The sequence below is a fragment of the Shewanella nanhaiensis genome (genome assembly GCF_019457885.1).
Lineage (GTDB): Bacteria > Pseudomonadota > Gammaproteobacteria > Enterobacterales > Shewanellaceae > Shewanella > Shewanella nanhaiensis.
In genome coordinates this window covers 35,827-54,769 of record NZ_JAHZST010000010.1, presented here as the reverse complement: position 1 = coordinate 54,769, position 18,943 = coordinate 35,827, and the positions used below count along the sequence as shown (strand labels likewise).

Annotated in this window: 17 protein-coding genes; 8 read left to right on the top strand and 9 right to left on the bottom strand. The window is 43.7% G+C overall.

The genetic code is table 11. The annotated features are described in order from the left end of the window. Positions 1-85 precede the first annotated feature (85 nt). Positions 86-358 (top strand): flagellar basal body rod C-terminal domain-containing protein, encoded by a 273-nt coding sequence (locus tag K0625_RS14295; protein ID WP_220110308.1) that lies wholly within the window; start codon positions 86-88, stop codon positions 356-358. Positions 359-363: 5 nt separating this feature from the next. Further along, complete coding sequence (locus K0625_RS14290) at positions 364-1,662, top strand: putative metalloprotease CJM1_0395 family protein (protein ID WP_220110307.1); 1,299 nt, start codon at positions 364-366, stop codon at positions 1,660-1,662. Here the strand turns inward: K0625_RS14290 and K0625_RS14285 are convergent. The 8 genes from K0625_RS14285 to cmoA form a co-directional block, all read right to left on the bottom strand. After that, positions 1,659-2,558 (bottom strand): LysR family transcriptional regulator, encoded by a 900-nt coding sequence (locus tag K0625_RS14285; protein ID WP_220110306.1) that lies wholly within the window; start codon positions 2,556-2,558, stop codon positions 1,659-1,661. The two genes, K0625_RS14290 and K0625_RS14285, sit on opposite strands and share 4 nt — an antisense overlap. A 66-nt stretch (positions 2,559-2,624) precedes the next feature. Continuing rightward, positions 2,625-3,725, bottom strand: a complete 1,101-nt coding sequence (locus tag K0625_RS14280; RefSeq protein WP_220110305.1) for a DUF3541 domain-containing protein — start codon at positions 3,723-3,725, stop codon at positions 2,625-2,627. Then, complete coding sequence (locus tag K0625_RS14275; protein ID WP_220110304.1) at positions 3,679-5,412, bottom strand: hypothetical protein; 1,734 nt, start codon at positions 5,410-5,412, stop codon at positions 3,679-3,681. The genes K0625_RS14280 and K0625_RS14275 overlap by 47 nt, the downstream gene beginning before the upstream one ends. After that, positions 5,375-6,337 carry an alpha-L-glutamate ligase-like protein gene (locus tag K0625_RS14270; RefSeq protein ID WP_220110303.1) on the bottom strand — a complete coding sequence of 321 codons (963 nt, stop codon included), beginning with the start codon at positions 6,335-6,337 and terminating at the stop codon, positions 5,375-5,377. The genes K0625_RS14275 and K0625_RS14270 overlap by 38 nt, the downstream gene beginning before the upstream one ends. After that, on the bottom strand, positions 6,337-7,851 hold the full coding sequence (locus K0625_RS14265; protein ID WP_220110302.1) for a UUP1 family membrane protein: 1,515 nt from the start codon (positions 7,849-7,851) through the stop codon (positions 6,337-6,339). The genes K0625_RS14270 and K0625_RS14265 overlap by 1 nt, the downstream gene beginning before the upstream one ends. A 10-nt stretch (positions 7,852-7,861) precedes the next feature. Then, positions 7,862-8,608 (bottom strand): ATP-dependent zinc protease family protein, encoded by a 747-nt coding sequence (locus K0625_RS14260; RefSeq protein ID WP_220110301.1) that lies wholly within the window; start codon positions 8,606-8,608, stop codon positions 7,862-7,864. Between the two features lie 95 nt (positions 8,609-8,703). Further along, entirely contained in the window at positions 8,704-9,696 is a 993-nt protein-coding gene (cmoB, locus tag K0625_RS14255; RefSeq protein ID WP_220110300.1) for a tRNA 5-methoxyuridine(34)/uridine 5-oxyacetic acid(34) synthase CmoB, read from the bottom strand. 91 nt (positions 9,697-9,787) lie between these two features. Next, positions 9,788-10,519 carry a carboxy-S-adenosyl-L-methionine synthase CmoA gene (gene cmoA, locus K0625_RS14250; protein WP_220110299.1) on the bottom strand — a complete coding sequence of 244 codons (732 nt, stop codon included), beginning with the start codon at positions 10,517-10,519 and terminating at the stop codon, positions 9,788-9,790. Between the two features lie 149 nt (positions 10,520-10,668). On the opposite strand from cmoA, the gene K0625_RS14245 reads away from it, so the two are divergent. The 6 genes from K0625_RS14245 (at position 10,669) to ruvB (ending at position 18,428) form a co-directional block, all read left to right on the top strand. Further along, a complete protein-coding gene (locus K0625_RS14245; protein WP_220110298.1) occupies positions 10,669-13,464 on the top strand; it encodes a transporter substrate-binding domain-containing protein in 2,796 nt (931 codons plus the stop codon). Positions 13,465-13,635: 171 nt separating this feature from the next. Next, positions 13,636-15,423: an aspartate--tRNA ligase gene (gene aspS / locus K0625_RS14240; protein ID WP_220110297.1), complete on the top strand. Its 1,788-nt coding sequence runs from the start codon at positions 13,636-13,638 to the stop codon at positions 15,421-15,423. 84 nt (positions 15,424-15,507) lie between these two features. Then, entirely contained in the window at positions 15,508-16,254 is a 747-nt protein-coding gene (locus tag K0625_RS14235; RefSeq protein WP_220110296.1) for a YebC/PmpR family DNA-binding transcriptional regulator, read from the top strand. Between the two features lie 3 nt (positions 16,255-16,257). Further along, entirely contained in the window at positions 16,258-16,779 is a 522-nt protein-coding gene (gene ruvC, locus K0625_RS14230; protein WP_064792169.1) for a crossover junction endodeoxyribonuclease RuvC, read from the top strand. After that, positions 16,776-17,393 carry a Holliday junction branch migration protein RuvA gene (ruvA, locus tag K0625_RS14225; RefSeq protein ID WP_220110295.1) on the top strand — a complete coding sequence of 206 codons (618 nt, stop codon included), beginning with the start codon at positions 16,776-16,778 and terminating at the stop codon, positions 17,391-17,393. Before ruvC ends, ruvA begins: the two co-directional genes overlap by 4 nt. Before the next feature lie 18 nt (positions 17,394-17,411). Then, positions 17,412-18,428 carry a Holliday junction branch migration DNA helicase RuvB gene (ruvB, locus tag K0625_RS14220; protein ID WP_220110294.1) on the top strand — a complete coding sequence of 339 codons (1,017 nt, stop codon included), beginning with the start codon at positions 17,412-17,414 and terminating at the stop codon, positions 18,426-18,428. A 40-nt stretch (positions 18,429-18,468) separates the two neighbouring features. On the opposite strand, the gene K0625_RS14215 is transcribed toward ruvB, so the two are convergent. Beyond that, the gene (locus K0625_RS14215; protein ID WP_220110293.1) at positions 18,469-18,906 is read right to left on the bottom strand and encodes a hypothetical protein; all 438 of its coding nucleotides are present in this window, start codon (positions 18,904-18,906) and stop codon (positions 18,469-18,471) included. Positions 18,907-18,943: the final 37 nt, after the last annotated feature.

The window sequence follows — 18,943 nt, the reverse complement described above, 5'->3', positions numbered from 1 at the left end:
AATTAACCTTGAGGTTGTAATGCCTCAGAGCTTAATGCTAGAGCTGATTTTAATATTTATTTGAAGCTGACTCGGAGCCAAACTTATGCAAATACCACCCAGTTTTTCATCTGGTCAAGCCGGGTTGCAGAGTGCGCAGACAGGTTTAACACAAGCCACAGTTGATGTCGCCTCTCCAACACCACCTGCTCAACCAACCCAGAGTGCTGAGACGCAAGAGGCTAGACCCGTTGAAAATGTAGATAAAACAGAAGCGTTAGTGTCAGCTATTGAGGCACAAAATCAAGGTGAAGCCGCTGCTGAAGTACTGGAAACCTCATCAGAAACTTTGGGTACAATTATTAATATTGAGGTCTAGTTTTCATGCTAGGCGTTAATGTTTCATCTGCTTTGTCGGCGGGAAGTGATAGCCTTTCGCCCACAAAACGCTTGTCTGGAATATCTTACTCTACCTCTGTTTCTTCAGTACCTGTATCGCCAAATACGACATCCCCAAATTCGTTACCGACTAAGCCAAGTCTAAAAGGCACTTTATCTTCAAACCATGCGCCACCGACTATTGAAATTAATAATGCTTCGCTTAATGCCAATACAGCAGCAGATTTAAGTGTTCAAATAGGAGTTGAGTCGACTCTAACCGCTGAGTTGTCACCCACGACATCCGCCTCACCCCCTAGCAGTTTTAGTCTAACTCAAGGTGCCTTGTCGATTAATGGTTTGGTGAGCACAAGTACAAGTACAATTAGTTCAGCATTACAACAGGGCAGTAAACTACCTGCTAACCAGATAACCTCTGGTGCTAACGATTCCCAACTCGTACCTGATACAGGCTTTACCCCTGTAACTGATGCAGATGCCGAACCAGTATTTTCAGGGCAAGAATCATCATCTACCCCTCCATTCGAACCTAGTCAGGAAAGGCCTGAAAATACTGATGAAGGGAGTAAACCCGTTTTTAATCCTTTTGAATCAACACAAGAGGAAGGTAAAGCTTCAGAAGAGAGCAGTGCCAAAGCCTTAGTATTAGAGCAACAGATTTTAGATGAGTTAGCGAAGAGAGATGCTGAGGTTCGCTCTCATGAACAAGCGCATGCAACTGTAGGCGGCGTTCATGCTCAGAGCCCACAGTTAAGTTATGAGCAAGGCAGTGATGGTAGACGTTATGCTGTCGATGGTGAGGTCTCAATTGATATCTCTACTGTGCCAGGTAACCCTTTAGCGACAGTCAACAAGATGAGGCAAGTGTACGCTGCTGCGATGGCACCAACCGATCCCTCTATGGCTGATATTCGAGTGGCTGCCGAGGCGATGAGAAAATTAAATCAAGCTAGGGCTGAGTTGGCGGAGCAAAGAGTTAGCGACGCGCCCTCTATTGAGGAGATGGCTCCACTGCTTGGTGCACAATCGAGCATCGATGAGATCCCTATTTTTGACCCTCCTAAGTTTACAACGGCAGGTGATGTTGATGAAACTGGCGCCATTACTAAGCCACAAGTTGATGAGGTTAACCCTGTGTCTGACTCAGTTGATAAGATTAACAGTCAACTAACTGCCCAATCAGTGACGTTGGAGTCAGGCTCCCATCATTATTTAACTGAGACTGTTTCAGAGCGGTATGAGCCCAGAGCCAGTGTCGCTAGCTCATTAAGTTTTTCAGTTTAATCAATATTTTTCTTATGTTCTCTTAAAATTAGCCCTTCCAAATGTTCACTTGCAGGCCCCTGTTGATCGCGATTTGGGATCACTAAGTGCAGTAGCGCTTTTTTGTGGGTGTTTCCTTTTAAACGTAACTTCTTAAGCCTACCCTCTTGGATTAAGTTGCAAACCAGATATTCAGGTATCCAACAAAAACCAATATTTTGCTCAAGTATCTCTATTGCCTCATGAAAATTTGATACAGTCCATCTTTGCTCCGCTTTTAACCAGCCAGCTTCCGTGCTAATGGATTGCCCTGTGTCCTTAATAACTATCTGTAGATGTTGAGCCAAGGTAAGGTCATCTTCAATGACTGTTTCAGAGCACAGTGGGTGATTGGGGTGACACACAAGTAAGAAGTTTATGTGACACAGGGGCTCTGCGATAAACCCCTTTGGTGGCACTCCGCCGCATATTGCTATGTCTACCTCACCATCACGAATTAACTCTTGAGTCCCATTGATCACTGAGTCTAAAATCGTGACTCTTGTGCCTCGGCTATCTGGTTGGAAGTGTTTTAGGGCGTTAACGAGCATAGGCATGGGATAGATAATCTCTCTGGCTATTGTCAGATTTGGCTCCCAACCTTTCTCTAAATTATTTGCCAGTTGTTCAAGCTCGTTCACAGAGTTAGTGATGTGCCTAGATCGTCTTAACAGAACCTCTCCCTGAACCGTTAAATAGGCTTTACGTCCTTTGACTTCAAGTAGTTGTACGCCAAGCTGATCTTGCAGTTTAGCAACCGCATGATTCAGGGAGGATTGGCTTTTATTTAGCTGCTTGGCAGCTTGAGAGTAGCCGCCATGATCGACAACAGCTTGAAGGATCCGCCACTGCTCAAGGGTTGATTTTGCTCTGTCCATGCTCGCTCCCATTGTGGTCGATCTCATTGGCCATGGCTTGAGCGGTGCTCAAGCCTACGGGGGAAATTACTGTTTTATCTCGACGAGCTTAGGGAGGTATTTCTTCGTCGCTTTAATTTTATGGAAATAGGGACCTTGGTGAAGCTCTTTTGGCCAGTCAAGCAACATCATGGCTAACACATTTCTATGCTCACCCATCGCCATATCTGGATTTCCCATAGGGGATAAAATAAACTGCTCTTTAGGATCATAGGCATTGATAATGTGGTTTTGTGTAAGCGATACCACCTTGTTATCTGATAGCCCTGCTAGATGAAAACTTATCCCTACCTCGGCAATAATATCGTCGGTTGCATCTTTAAGGATCCGTTCAATGTTGTTTTCAAAATATTTCAATATCCAATCAAACTCTTTGGCATCTACCTGGTGTTGGTAATACTCACTGGCAGCAAAAATAAAGTGTGTCATGCCATAGAGCTTATTTCTAAACTGCTTTTTACTTAGTTTATGATCGTTTTCATTGGGGTAAACTTCAATAAATGCTTGTTTATAAGATGAAAGGTAATCCCCAACTCCAAGCTGCTTTGCCCAATATACATAGTTAATTAGTTGGGCTGCCCATGATTTGATCATCGCCTTATCGGTTAGCCCCTGTTCTAGATTAGCTTTTTTCAGTGTCGAGATAAGTTTGTCATTACAGGGGCCAGTTAATCCAAACTCATCGATACGACTAGAGAAGCGCAATAATACATCGGTATAAAAAAGAAACTCTGGAAATGGTTTAAGGGCTTTTTTACGTGCTTTGGCCCTCGGCCCTTTCCCGAGCACTGAAATGGCTTTCTTAGCTTCTGCATCAATGAAGCCAGGCTTATCTAATTGGCATGCATAGAAGGCTTGAGACTCAGTTACTGCATAAAGATCAACAAGGGCAGCGTTTGCATAAATATCATTGCCAGTCATTCGGTATTGCCTAATCCCATAATGACCCTGAACTCTGGGAGGCAGCTGATAAAGGTGATCTTCAAGATTACTCTTTATGCCATCATAAACCTGTTGATGAGTGGAGGCATTTAGTTCTAGATCACCCTTAGCGGCAACGGCTGACGTGATTGCAGTGATACTAAAGAGTGCAAGAGAGAGCAGGCTTGTCTTTAGAGTAGGAGACATCTTCTATCCTTTTAATGAGTGAAATGGGATCAACAGGCTGTCCTAGCAAGGCGGTTAAGCCTTGAGTAATGCTGAGTGAATCTTCATTGATCAACAACAGCGCCAATACTTTTTGTTGGTTTATACAGCCTTTAGTGCTTTGAAATATTAAATTGGCTAAAGCTGCTTGCCAAATATCCTGATAATAGAGTGGACCGAGATCAGCAAGCGCAAAGAAACTAAAGGGGTAGTTGTCTGTTTCTGTCCAAGTGTGACCGAAGGCCTGATTAAATTCAGCAGCAAGATCTTGGTAAGTTTTGTTGTCTTTGTGCTGATAAAAGCTTAAAGCCACTTTGGCACGAAATACTTTTAGTTGTGTGGAATATTTACTGGCTATCTCCTCTCTGCTTCCTGGTTGTTTAACTTCCAATAAGCCTTCAGAGAGAAACTCAGTTAACCAGAGTTGGCCTAAAAGATAGCTGTCAGAGGTTTCACCTAAGGTGTTGACCAGATAGTAATGACTACTTCTAGAGAGCTGGGCTATCGCTGTGGCCATTGCCGACACAAGTTGTTGTTTATCACGTAAACTTGATAGTTCTGACTTAATATTGATCTGTACTTGGCCAAACTGAACCCCCTGAATAGGAGCTCTTAACCTGTAAACGCCTGAGCGTTTGCCTGTATTGAGATAGAGCTCTCCTAAGAGTCTATTTTGATGCCATATGCGATGAATATGCTCGGTCACTACCTCAAATTTAAACCCAAGCTTTGTGGCTTTACTATAGATCCGTTGAATAAAGAGAGTGGAGCTGACTTGTTTGACAGGCGTCTTATCTGCAGCTGCTAACCTCTGTCCTATCTCCCACGGCGGAGTATCGAATAAGGCTGTTTCTGTATCCAGAAAAGATCCCACCAGTTCTGCTGAGGAGAGAAACTGGCTTGATAATGCATGGGAGCTATGGTCTTTAAATCCGGCTTTAACTGCTTCATGCTGCTTGAGATTGGCGATACGGGTTAACGCCGGAGTGCTTTTCTCTTTTGCTCGTCCTTGGTATGCCTGCCATACAAGTTTTTGGCAAGATTTGTCGTTCTGCTCAAGTAAGTAAGAGGCTATGGATTGATGAAAGTTATCCATAGTGCTACTTCCATCAATGCGATTAACGGGGAGCTGACATGATGCACCGGAAAACCTTAAGGTGAGATCTTTACTTCTCAGTCCCTGCCTGATGCTGGCCAATGCAGTATAGAGTTGAGATTTAAAGGTTTGCGCTTTATTTTCGTTAATTAATCTTTTGACTCGTATGCCCAGTTGGCTCAACTCAGGATCACCACTTTTCAGTAAGGAGGAGGTGAGTTGATTAATTTGAGGCAGATTAAGGGTGTCATCAACCATATCCGATAGACGAAGCTGGCACTGGATCAGCCCCTCTTTATATAGCGGCTTGAGTGGAAAAGTTTTGTAATACGCTAGGCGATCTTTAATGTTAAATAAGCTCAGTAAAGTTAACTCTAACTGATGACTCTGGATACGCGTAGTTTGTTGACTATGTAACTCAGTGTTAGGTTGAGAGAGCTGTTTTGCAGGTGAGGGGAGTTGTAGACACTGATCTATGATTATGGGCAGTGGTGAAACGGCGGCCTGAGCCGCCGTTGTAACTGTAAGTAAAAAACTAACTTTCAGCGTTATGGCTAAAATGCTTTTTAGCATATTCAACACGTTCACTTACTGTCATATTATGGTTACCTAACGAATCGACATGATTTAGATAGGGAAGGATCCCCCTTCCATTCGCGATCTGGATGGCAAGTCCCGGTCTGGCGTTAAGCTCAAGCAGCAGTGGCCCTTTCACTTTATCAAGTACCATATCTGTGCCCAGATATCCCATCTCGCACATTTCATAGGCTTTTGAGGCGGTATTAAGTAAAAAGTCCCACTGAGGTACCTGAATGTCGGTTAATTTTTTATTGGTATCAGGGTGCAGATCAACTGGGGTGTCAAATTGAACGGCATGTAGCCCTTTGCCTGAACCAATATCGACACCAACACCGACAGCGCCTTGGTGTAAGTTAGCTTTGCCGTCAGATGCTGCGGTCGAAAGTCTCAACATCCCCATAACAGGGAAGCCTTTGTAGACGATTAATCTGATATCCGGTACACCTTCATAGGAGTATCCATCGAATACGGGGTCGAATTGGATCAAGCCCTCTACAATACCTACATCTGGGGCACCACCAAGTGAGAATAGGCCACTTAAGATGTTGGATACATGGCGATAGATCTCACTGTGTGTGACCTCCTGACCATTAGGCTTGAAGTAGCGGTTACCTTCGACTTTAGTGATGACCAAGATCCCTTTACCGCCAGAGCCCTTCGAAGGTTTGATTACAAACCCTGACTCGCCCTCGACCATGGCCGGGATCTCTTCAATTTCATGTTGCTCACGTACAACACCAATAAGTGCTGGGACGGCGATATCATTGGCTATCGCGAGCTGTTTTGTGGTGAGCTTATCATCGACACGTTTATAAAACTTACGCGGATTATAACGACCAATATAGTCAATATTTCGCTTGTTCATACCCAAGACGCCACTCTTGTGCAGTGAAGAAGGCATGGCAAATTCGAATCTCATTACTTATCCCCAGCTAATGGTTTAAAGCGTCTAAGTTCGAGTAAACGGTAACCTGTGTACTGTCCCATCAGCAAGACGATGGCCAATATTACAAGGTGAATACCAAGGAAGTTAAACACCCAGTGCTGAACCCAAGTTGCGCTCATGGCCAGGTAAGCTAGTGTCGCGACAAATAAGCTTCCTCCGCCTTGTAAGAGTACCTCTTTAGGACCTTCCTCCTCCCACAAGATAGACATTCGCTCAATGGTCCAAGCTAAGATTATCATTGGGAAGAAGGTGATGGTTAAGCCTTCGCTTAAACCAAACTTGTAGGACAGTAGAGTAAATATGCCTATGATGCCTATAACAACAATGATCACCGCCGATATTCGTGAAATCAGCAGTAAGTTGAGCTGTGACAGGTAGGAGCGGATCATCAAGCCGCAGGCTACGATAAGAATAAAACCAATTAAACCTGTGAGCAGTGTTGTTTGGATAAATGCTAGCGCGATTAGAACTGGCATGAAAGTACCAGAGGTTTTAAGCCCAACGATAACACGCAGAAAAACCACCATAAGCACGCCAATAGGGATCAATAATATCCCCTTAAATAGACTTTGCTCCTCAAGTGGAAGTTGATACAGAGAGAAATCTAATGCTCCCTGATTTTTCATGACATCCAAAGAGGTGGCAAGGGCTGAGCGTGTGTCTTGTAGCATGGAGAAGTTAACTTGCGAGTTAACACCGCCGGTAACATCTAAGGTTGATTTACCTGAGCGATCCCAAAGTAGTAAGTTGTCCTTTCGTCCTTGAGTACCGTTTGATGGATCAAACAACACCCACTCACCATCATTGTAAACTTCAACAAAGCTACTTAATTGTTGTCTACGGCGCTGATCTTCAAGGTATAAGCCACTGACTTCCTGTGCTGGAACGCCTTTACTGTGAAGCATATGCAAGAAGAGCTTTGTTGGGGTATTGCTGCTTAATAGCAGCTCTACGTTTTGAGTTCTTTCCGCGGCATTTAATGCCTTGTTGAGTTGCTGAGCAAAGCTTAAGTTCGTCGCACTTTTAGCCCAAACTTTACTAATTACCTGCTCGGCTGCATCTTTCTCTGTAGCAGGCCAAATGAAGTCCTTAGGTGCTACTGGCTCCTGCTTGGCAATTACTTGAGTCGTCCCTGTTGGGATAAGTGTGACTTTGTAGTAAAGGTTTTGCATTCCAGTGGCTGAGCGTACAGACCAAAGTGCCCGGCGTTCTTGGTCTTGGTTATCTTGGCTTATTGTCAGGCCATACCCAGGTGAAGATGCATTCTCAACAAGCACTTCAAATGCAGGATCGTTAGGAAGCGAGAAGGAGACCTCTGCAGGCTCACCTATACCTTGAAAGCTGACTTTAGCATCGACAGCCCAGCTTTGGACCTGTTTGCCAGGTAGGAAAGGGACATTGTGCTCGATACCGCGAAATACACTTGCGGCTATGCCTGATATAAATAGCAGGGCAACCAGTATGTAAAAAGGTTTTTTAGAGTGCATTTACAAATTCCTATTTAGCTGATTCTGCAGCTGGCTTCTTTTTGCCATGAATATAGGTCTGTCCTACATCAACGACAGCGATATCTTGCATAAATTTACGACCAAGTAGAAGCGGGAAATCTAAGTGACTGCGATCGACTAAGTTAAGATCCGTTTCAGCCGAGTATTGGCCAATCTTCAGATGCGCGTGAATAACAGGTCGACGATCGGCTTTTTCATCTGAATCTTGCTTAATTCTGACAAAGCGTTCTACTTTTGACTCAAAGGTTTGTGCTGGTGCACCTTCGCCTAATGTAAATACATCGAATCGAACCCATTGCTTTCCATCACGTTCAAATAGAATGATGTTACGGGCATCAAGGGATGATGATTCTGCACCAGTATCAATACGAGTATTGAAACTGGCTTTTACCTCTTCAACAAAAACATTTTCAATAGCACCAAGAAGAAACTTACCGGCTAGAGGTGAGGGAGGACAATCGAGCGCGACTGGGACAACTTTTTCTTCAGGTGCTAGTTTAAGTGTTGAAAGCTTCTGTTCTAAAGAGACTATCTGTTTTGATAATCCTGAAATTGCAGCTGATTGAGCGGTGTTAATGTCATCCATGATCTGAATCAAATCTGCCTGTTGGCGCGCTAAACTTGCATCTAATACAGTAACATCTACTGGTTTAGGTAAGTTCGCGTTTTCCTGAGATGTTGCTGCACAACCGGTTAGTCCCGCTGCTACCGCAATACAGATTATCTGTTTAAACATAGTGCTTCCCATTTACTTATGTATTGTGCTGTAAAAATGATTTATGTAGCTACGCCTATCACTTTGACTCTAGCCAAAGAGGATAAGCTAACTTGTTAGATCAGATCTTTATTGGGTTGATTTTTAGTTGCGATAAACGTTGCACGTTTAGGCGCAGGGTACCCCTCTACTGTCAGATCAATATTGCTTGGATCGAGGTAGTCGACCAGTGACTCATTTGGCATCCAATCAGTGCTTCTTTGCTCTGCAAGTGATGTCACATCGATATCAACACATCTAATATCTACAAAGTCAGCTTTCTTTAGCCAAAGTGCTAATGCTGCAGCAGAGGGAAGAAACCATACATTATTCATTTTGCCATATCTATCTTCTGGCACCAGAACCGTATTTTCGTCACCGTCAATAACTAATGTTTCTAAAACCAGTTCACCACCTGTTCGCAATTGATCCCTAAGTTGTAACAAATGATCAATTGGAGAACGTCTGTGATACAAGACCCCCATAGAGAAGACTGTGTCAAAAGCGTCTAACGGTGGTAGCTCCTCTATACCTAATGGTAAAAGGTGTATGGGCTGCTCTTCACCCGCTAAACGTTTAATTGCCTCAAATTGGCAAAGAAATAGGGTTGATGGGTCAATGCCAACAACATGATTAGCCCCTTCTCCTAACATGCGCCACATGTGATAACCACTGCCACATCCTACATCCAGTACAGTTCGGTTGTTAAGTGGAGACAGATGAGGAAGAATACGTTCCCATTTCCAGTCTGAACGCCACTCCGTATCTATGTTAATGCCATGAACCGAGAAAGGGCCTTTGCGCCAAGGTTGAAAAATTCTCAGCAAGTTTTCAAGCTTCTGCTGCTCCCCTGAGGTGAGTTGCTGACCGCTGCCTATTGTCACTGAGTCTTTTAGTTCTAATGTGTCAGGACTAGGGTAATGGAGTTTGTTTAGTACCTTCTCCCATTTAGGCAAGGTGCCGTGCTTATGTTCACGCTGCCACTGGCCTAAGATAGCAGGCAGTGTTTCAAGCCAATGCTGAAGGCTCGAATCCGCAATTTTTTTATAAAATGAGCTAAAACTGATCACTTAAATGCCACCTTTAAAGGAGTATGAGAATAAAGCTTAGATGTTAAGGAGAGCTTAGTTGGCTCTCCTTGCATTAATGAGGAAACAGGTATCACTTGATTGCAACCATAGAGGCAAAGTTAAAGCATTGAAACCACAGGTTGAAATGGGTAAAGCCTTGAGTTTTTAATCGCATCTCGTGTTGCAATAAGGTATCTGGTTTCATGACATGCTCCAGTGAGCTACGCTTTTGGCTAATTTCTAATTCACTGTAACCATTGGCTCTTTTAAAGTCGAGGTGAAGGTCATCAAGTAGACCTTGGATTGAACTGTCCTCAAAATTTAACTTCTCTGATAGTACTAGAATACCGCCAGGTTTTAAGCCTTTGTAGATCTTATTGACTAATGCATCTCTGTCGTTAGGTGCTAGAAACTGCATGGTAAAGTTAAGCACGACCATGGAAGCATTCTCAATCTTGATATCTCGTATGTCGCCACAGACAAGGTCAACTGGGGTGTCGCTGACATAGGCCCCCAAATTTTCCTGACAACGCTCAATCATTGACTGGCTATTGTCCACGGCAATAATGGTACAGTTACGTGAACCTATGTTGCGACGAATACTTAATGTTGCAGCGCCGAGTGAACAACCTAAGTCGTAGACATGGCTTTTTGGCGTAACATACTTGTGGGCGAGTTCCCCAAGTGTTTGAATGATCTGACCGTAACCAGGTACAGAGCGGCGGATCATGTCATTAAATACACCAGCGACTTTTTCGTCGAACTGAAAGTCACTAATGTTTTCACATGCTTGTGCGTAGATAGTATCTTGAGAAGAGTTCATTCGATTTAAATGTGTAAATTCAACGTGTCATTCTAACGAAACATAGCTGTTAGCAGCAAGTCTGCTACTGGAAATTTCCCATAAAATTTTGTCTAATAGCGTAAAAGCAACATCGTATTTACAGTTTTGTGACCTTTCGGGAATTGGATTTGAAATTATTTATTAGATGTTTGAGCGTTTTCTTTTTTCTTTTATTCACATCTGTACTCGCAGCTAATGATAAAAAGCCACTAGTTATTGTGATGGGCGCTGATAGCTACCCTTACCAATTTATTGGAGAGACGGGGGAGCCTGAAGGCTTACTGGTTGATCTATGGAGAGCGTGGTCACAGCAAGTCGGTGAGGAAGTTGTCTTCGTTGCTCGCTACTGGAAAGAGGGTCTTGAGCAGCTTGATTCTGGTCAAGCCAATGTACATATTGGCATGGCGGCAACTGATAAACGTCAGCAACACTTCGATTTTGCTAAGCCAATTTCAACAGTCAATACTTATCTGTATCTGCATAAAACGTTAAATAAGAAGCACAACATAGAAGCGCTTCAACCTTATCATGTGGGTATAGTATCAGGCTCTTCCCATGAGGCTTCACTATTAGCACTCTCGCCTAAGCTGACATTTAAATACTATAAAAACCGCAATGCGTTACTACAGGCTGCACTTGTGGGTGAAGTGTTGGTATTTGCAGGGATGGAAGGGCAGATTAAAAGCAGTAAGACGAGTCGCCAAGTTGCAGAGTTATTCCCTAATAGCAGTCGTTTATTGATAAAACAGGTGGGCTTAAGTCCCGCGGTTAAGCATGGAAAGACCCAACTCTTAGATAAGATCAATTCAGGTTTTGCTCTGTTAGATAACGCGCGTATTAGAGAGATTGAGGCGCACTGGTTAGGTATTTCCCAGGAGCAAGAGGGAGTAAGAATTGCTGCAACGTTAGATATTGAACCCTATGTCAATTTAGGGGTTGATGGCAGACCGCATGGTTTATATGTTGATATCTGGGATTTATGGTCTGAGAAAACTGGGATCCCAGTCAGCTACGCCACTGGTGATATGAATAGTTCACTGGATTTTGTGCGCAAAGGTAAAGCTGATGTTCATATTGGTTATCCCGAGAGTGATGCCCTAAAGAGTGGTTTACAAAGAGTGCAGCTTCTGTATCGAGTGAAAAGCCGTTTATTTAGTGTCGGTGCACCTATTGATACCTTGTCAGCGATAAATCAAACCCGTATAGGTGCGGTACCTACAGCGCCTTATTTAGATAAACTAAAGCTAGCATTTCCAGAGGCTGAATTAAAACTGTATGACTCTGTTGATGCGATGATAGAAGCTGCTCAAGCAGGGAGCATCTCAAGCTTTGTTGCTTCTTCAGCATGGACTCAGCACTATTTAGTTCAAAAGGGTGTAGGGTCTGATTTCCACCAGTTTATGGACCTAGAGTTTAATACCGATATCTTTGTTCTCTCCCAAGGAGGCAACAGCGGATTATCAAAGCGGATTAAGCAGGGCTTTGCATTAATCAGTCAAGAAGAGTTGGCGGAAATAGAGCAAAAATGGGTGTTAGACAGTAACAATCGCATCTATACCGATAAGGTACATCTGCTTGAGATATCTGAGCATGATAAAGCGTATCTTACAAATATGCCCCCTTTGAAGGTCGGTTATCTGGCTAACTGGAAGCCGATGGAGTTTACCAATAAAGCTGGTGCTTTTTCTGGTGTCAACAGCGAGCTTGTTCAGCTCTTACAAGATAAGTTAGCAATCGAAGTTGAAGCTGTTGAGTATCCAAATTGGCAAAGCTTGATCTCTGCGCTACTCAAGGGGGAGGTCGAACTTGCTGGGAGTGTGGCTAAAACTCAAGACCGTTCAAGGCAACTATTGTTCAGTGAGCCTTATTGGCCATCTCCGTGGGCCTTGGCGACAGGAATTGATAAAGAATCTGTCTTTAATATTCAACAGCTATCGGGTCAAAGAGTGGCAATTGTTGAGGGGTACCAGCTGATCAATGAGCTGCTAGGATCTGAATATGGCATAGAGTTGGTACTAGTTGCTGATACCGAAGCGGGCTTGAAAGCTGTCTCTGAAGGCCTAGCCGATGCCTTTATCGAAAAAGTTATCAATATGGCAGCTCAATTGAAGCTTCAGCAGGTTAATCAGCTGAAAATGTCAGTTTTAGCTGATTTTTCTGAACAGCATAGCCATTTTGGGGTTCACCCAGACAGGGCAAGGTTAGTGCCATTGATTAATCAGGTATTGAATGGTGTTAATCAAACTATGCGTCAAGACATCTACCGTAATTGGGTGTCAAAAACCGCTGCTGAGCCCTCAAGAGTAGGTTATTGGGCGTGTATGATTATCTGTGTTTTCCTGATTATTTTTATTACGCTCTTTATCTTTGTGAAATTTTTACTCTCTAAAGAGGTAAAAAAGCGAAAAGAGCTGGAAGAGAAGCTTTTGCACCTGACGAATTATGATACCTTAACCCTGCTGCCCAATCGTTCACTGTTGGATGATAGGCTAGAGCAGGCGATTTTACTCCACGCTCGCGAGCTTGGCATGTTTGCTGTGCTATTTATTGATTTTAGCGGAATAAAATCCGTTAATACCGAATTAGGTCATCAGGTCGGCGATCAGCTGATGAAAAAGTTGGCTCAAGGGTTAAGGCAATCGGTGCGTCGTTCAGATACCGTGGCACGCTTTTCCAGTGAGGAGTTTGTGGTGATCTTAAATCGCACTAAAGACTTGGACATTGTGTGCCAGGTTGCTGAAACCATCATCAGTAATCTTTCAAAATCCTTCGAAATTGAGCAGGTTGATGTGAATGTTATTACCAATATTGGTATTGCCATGTATCCAGCAGATGGTGATGTGGCCGTTGAGTTATTGAAAACCGCGGATGAATTAAAGTCTAGGGCGAAAAAAAGTGGTGGAAATTGTTATAAATCATCATGATAATAGTGTAACAAATGCACCTTGTGAGTGTGTTTAGCCAAACAATTGAGTGATACTTAGCCGACTAACGGTGAAGTTGTTTTTTAATCGGCAATATTTAACTATAATGCCGCTTTTGTGTTGTTTAGAATATTCCTCAGCCATAGGTTTGCGGATAAAGGAAAGAGTTAGATGCGCAGTCAATATTGTGGAGACGTTAATAAGTCTCACGTTGGACAAGAAGTAACCTTAGTAGGTTGGGTAAACCGTAGTCGTGATTTAGGCGGGGTTGTTTTTCTTGATCTACGTGATAGAGAAGGCATAGTTCAGGTTGTTTATGATCCTGACTTACCTGAGGTGTTCGATGTCGCAAGTACACTGCGCAGTGAATTTTGTGTTCAGGTAACTGGTTTAGTTCGTGCGCGTCCAGACAGTCAAGTTAATCAGGATATGCGAACCGGTGAGATTGAGATCTTAGGTAAAGGCTTAACGATTCTAAACAGCTCAGCTCCATTACCGATTAACATGGATAAGAATCAGCACAACACTGAAGAGCAAAGATTAAAATACCGTTATTTAGATCTACGCCGCCCTGAGATGGCTGATCGTATTGTATTTCGCTCTAAAGTGACCAGTGCTGTTCGTCGTTTCCTTGATGATAGTGGCTTCTTAGATATCGAAACCCCTATTTTGACTAAGGCAACACCTGAAGGCGCCCGTGACTATCTTGTGCCTAGCCGTACATATAAAGGTCAATTTTTTGCATTGCCACAGTCACCACAACTTTTTAAGCAGTTGCTGATGATGTCAGGCTTTGATCGTTACTATCAGATCGTTAAGTGTTTCCGTGATGAAGACTTACGCGCCGATCGTCAACCTGAATTTACTCAGATAGATATCGAAACTTCATTTATGTCATCTGAGCAGGTGATGGCTAAAACTGAAGAGATGGTTCGCGGTCTCTTTAACGACCTATTAAATGTCGATCTGGGCGAATTCCCTAAGATGACTTTTGCAGAAGCGATGCGCCGTTTTGGCTCAGACAAGCCTGACTTACGTAACCCGCTTGAGCTAATTGATATTGCCGATATCGTTAAAGAGGTTGAGTTTGCAGTTTTCAATGGTCCAGCAAATGATCCAGAAGGCCGCGTTGCAGTACTAAGCATTCCTGGTGGCGCCAAGCTGTCACGTAAGCAGCTAGATGAATACGCTAAGTATGTGACTATTTACGGTGCGAAAGGTCTGGCTTGGATGAAGGTTAATGATCTTGACCAAGGTATGGAAGGCATTCAGTCTCCAGTACTTAAGTTCCTAAGTGAAGATGTGGTTAAAGCGTTACTTGAGCGTACTGGCGCACAAACAGGCGATCTCATCCTATTTGGCGCAGACAAAGCGAACATCGTAGCAGAATCCATGGGTGCACTTCGTCTTAAAGCCGGCGAAGACTTTGACCTGCTTGAAGGTGAATGGAAACCGTTATGGGTTGTTGATTTCCCTATGTTTGAAAGAACATCTGATGGCGGCTTACATGCAATGCACCACCCGTTTACTGCGCCAAGTAACATGACGCCTGAAGAGCTAGAAGCGGATCCAACTGCAGCTATCTCTGATGCTTATGACATGGTACTAAATGGTTGTGAGCTAGGCGGTGGTTCTGTGCGTATTCACAACAGTGAGATGCAATCGGCAGTATTTCGTATCTTAGGTATCGAAGAGGAGGAAGCAAATGAGAAGTTTGGTTTCCTACTTGAAGCGCTACGTTACGGTACACCTCCTCATGCTGGACTTGCTTTCGGGCTAGATCGCATCATTATGTTGATGACTGGTGCAAGCTCTATTCGCGATGTGATGGCATTCCCTAAGACCACCACAGCGGCGTGTCCACTTACCAATGCGCCGGGGTTTGCAAATCCTGCACAACTTATTGAACTTGGTATTGAGGTTATCGAAAACCAAGAGAGTAAAGAAGAGCAAGCATAAAGCAAAAAAAGCCGAGTTTATCTCGGCTTTTTTAAGCGTATATTAGATAGAATTAGAGACTGTTTTCGATAAGGGGAATGAAGTATGGCAGGTCATAGTAAATGGGCCAACATCAAACACCGTAAAGCCGCCCAAGATGCAAAACGTGGCAAACTGTTTACCAAATTTATTCGTGAGTTAACTGTAGCCGCTCGTGAAGGCGGGTCAGATGCAGACGCTAATCCACGTCTGCGTGCAGCGATCGATAAAGCCTTATCCAACAATATGACCCGAGACACGGTTGAGCGCGCAATTAAGCGTGGCGCTGGTGAACTTGATGGTCAAGTACTTGAAACCATCATGTATGAAGGTTATGGACCTGGCGGCACAGCTGTGATGGTTGAGACCATGACAGATAATAAAAACCGTACGGTTTCAGGTGTTCGTAATGCCTTTAGTAAGTCAGGTGGCAATTTGGGAACAGATGGCTCAGTCTCATACCTTTTTGATAAGCGTGGAGTGATCTCATACGGTGAAGGGGTTGATGAAGATACCATTATGGACGCCGCGCTTGAAGCGGGAGCGGATGATGTCGTGACCCATGATGATGGTTCAATTGATGTCTTTACCACACCTGAAGACTTCGGTGGTGTTAAAGATGCACTCGATGGCGCGGGGTTTGAATCGGTCAATGCTGAAGTGACCATGATCCCGTCGACTAAAGCCGATCTTGATGCCAGTACAGCGCCTAAGTTTATGCGCTTGATTGATAATCTTGAAGATCATGATGATGTTCAAGAGGTTTACCATAATGCTGAGATCTCAGATGAGATCATGGAATCATTAGAATAAAATATGGCAATAATTCTTGGTATCGATCCCGGTTCAAGGATCACAGGCTATGGTGTGATCCAGTGTAATGGTCGAAGCCAAATCTATTTAGGAAGTGGTTGTATTCGTACCGCTTCCGATGATTTTCCTTATCGACTAAAGCAGATTTTTGATGGCGTTTCTGAGATTATCCGTCAATATCAACCCGATTTTTTCGCCATAGAGCGAGTCTTTTTAGCCAAAAATGCCGACTCAGCACTTAAATTAGGTCAAGCACGCGGCGCTGCAATTGTTGCTGCGACTAATGCCGATCTCCCTGTTGCAGAGTATTCTGCAACCCAGATAAAAAGTGCCGTTGTTGGAACAGGAAAGGCTGAAAAAACGCAAGTGCAACACATGGTTCAACAGATCCTTAAACTCCCCGCGGCTCCCCAAGCCGATGCTGCCGATGCATTAGGCGTCGCCATCTGCCATTTTCACACGAGTCAGAGTCTTGTCTCTTTGGGGGGCAGAGCTAATACCCGAACATATGGACGTTATAGATGATAGGTCGTTTGCGTGGTGTACTTGTTGAGAAACAAGCACCAGAGATATTGCTTGAAGTGGCAGGTTTAGGTTATGAAGTTCAGATGCCACTGACCAGTTTTTATGAGCTACCAGATCTCAATCAGGAAGCTCAGATATATACCCATTTTGTGGTGCGTGAAGATGCACAACTGTTATACGGTTTTATCACTAAGCAGGAGAGAGCACTCTTTCGTCTGTTGATAAAAACCAATGGTGTAGGCCCCAAGTTAGGCTTGACTATTTTATCAGGAATGACGGCGGGTGAGTTTGTCGCTTGTGTTGAGCGAGATGATATTGCGACCTTAGTAAAATTGCCTGGTGTTGGTAAGAAAACCGCAGAAAGGTTATTGGTTGAGATGCGTGATAAGCTTAAGAGCTTAATGGAAACCTCGGCGGGCAGTGAACGTGAGTTTATGCTTAAAAGCAACTACACGCCTGCACCTGTGGTTAATAGCGCCGAAGAGGATGCGATTGCAGCACTGTTATCATTAGGCTATAAACCAGCACAAGCGAGTAAGGCTGTATCTGGCGCCTACCAAGAGGGCATGAGCTCTGAAGACTTGATTAAGTCGTCACTTAAGTCAATGTTATAATTATCAATAGAGATAGAGATGATAGAAGCGGATCGTTTAATTCACGCCGAGCCACAAGGCATAGAGGAGCGTGATGAGCAGATTGATAGGGCGATGCGCCCTAAGATGCTTGATGAATATACAGGTCAAGATGACAGCCGTGCTCAATTAAAAATATTTATTCAAGCGGCTCAAAACCGTGATGAAGCGCTTGATCATATGCTGATTTATGGTCCGCCAGGTTTAGGTAAAACCACCTTGGCTATGATTGTTGCCAATGAGATGGGGGTGAATATAAAATCAACCTCCGGTCCTGTATTGGAAAAAGCAGGGGATTTGGCAGCCTTGCTGACCAATCTCGAACCTGGCGATGTGCTGTTTATCGATGAGATCCACCGTCTGAGTTCTGTGGTTGAAGAGATCCTCTATCCTGCAATGGAAGATTACCAGCTTGATATTATGATAGGTGAAGGCCCTGCTGCACGCTCAATAAAGTTAGACCTGCCGCCATTTACGCTAATTGGTGCAACAACGCGAGCTGGGGCGTTAACCTCTCCATTAAGAGCAAGATTTGGGATCCCACTGCGATTAGAGTTTTATAATGTCAAAGACTTGAGTTCCATTGTGACCCGTTCAGCCAATGTGCTTGAGCTTCCAATTGATGAAGCTGGCGCAATTGAATTAGCACGGCGTTCACGTGGTACTCCAAGGATCGCTAACCGTTTATTAAGACGTGTTAGGGACTTTGCAGAGGTAAAGCATGATGGAGAGATAACCAAGCAGGTTGCCGAACTTGCTTTGGATATGCTTGATATTGATTCAGAAGGCTTTGATTATATGGATCGTAAGCTCCTTCTTGCCATCATAGACAAATTTATGGGTGGTCCGGTAGGCTTAGATAACTTAGCTGCTGCAATTGGTGAAGAGCGTGAAACGATTGAAGATGTATTAGAACCCTTTTTGATCCAGCAGGGTTTTATTCAACGAACACCAAGAGGAAGGATTGCTACAGATCGTGCTTATCAGCATTTTGATATCATTCAGCCAGAAAAATAGTGATTAGTGGTATTTGAAGAGTAGGTTACTTGCCTAAGTCTCACTGCTCTTCAATTCGTAAGGTGTATTGTGGTGACTTCATACCTGGAACCGCATTTTTTCCCGCCACTACCTTAGCACCAATATCAATATACTCACCATCTAAGCCAGGGTTCGCTAATCCGCTTGCAGGAAATGACTTTAAGGTCTGATTTTTGTATCTGACCCTTAAGCTCTTCAAGTTGACCTTGTTTTCATTACCCAATTGGAAAAAGTCGATGGAGATTGGGGCTGTACTATCTGAGGTAATAAGGTATCGGCCTTGATGGTAGTCATTATCAAGTAAGGTTGTGTTCGTCGCTTTTCCCAATGCTCCTTTCCAGTTAACCACAACAATTGTACTCTTACTGCTATTTTTTATAGCACTGGGATACTTAAGAGGTTGTATCTCCGTGATAGAGATAGCGGCAGAGGCATGAAACTGGAAACTAACTATCAATAGGATAACAAGTTTGCTAACTGGTGTTTTATACACT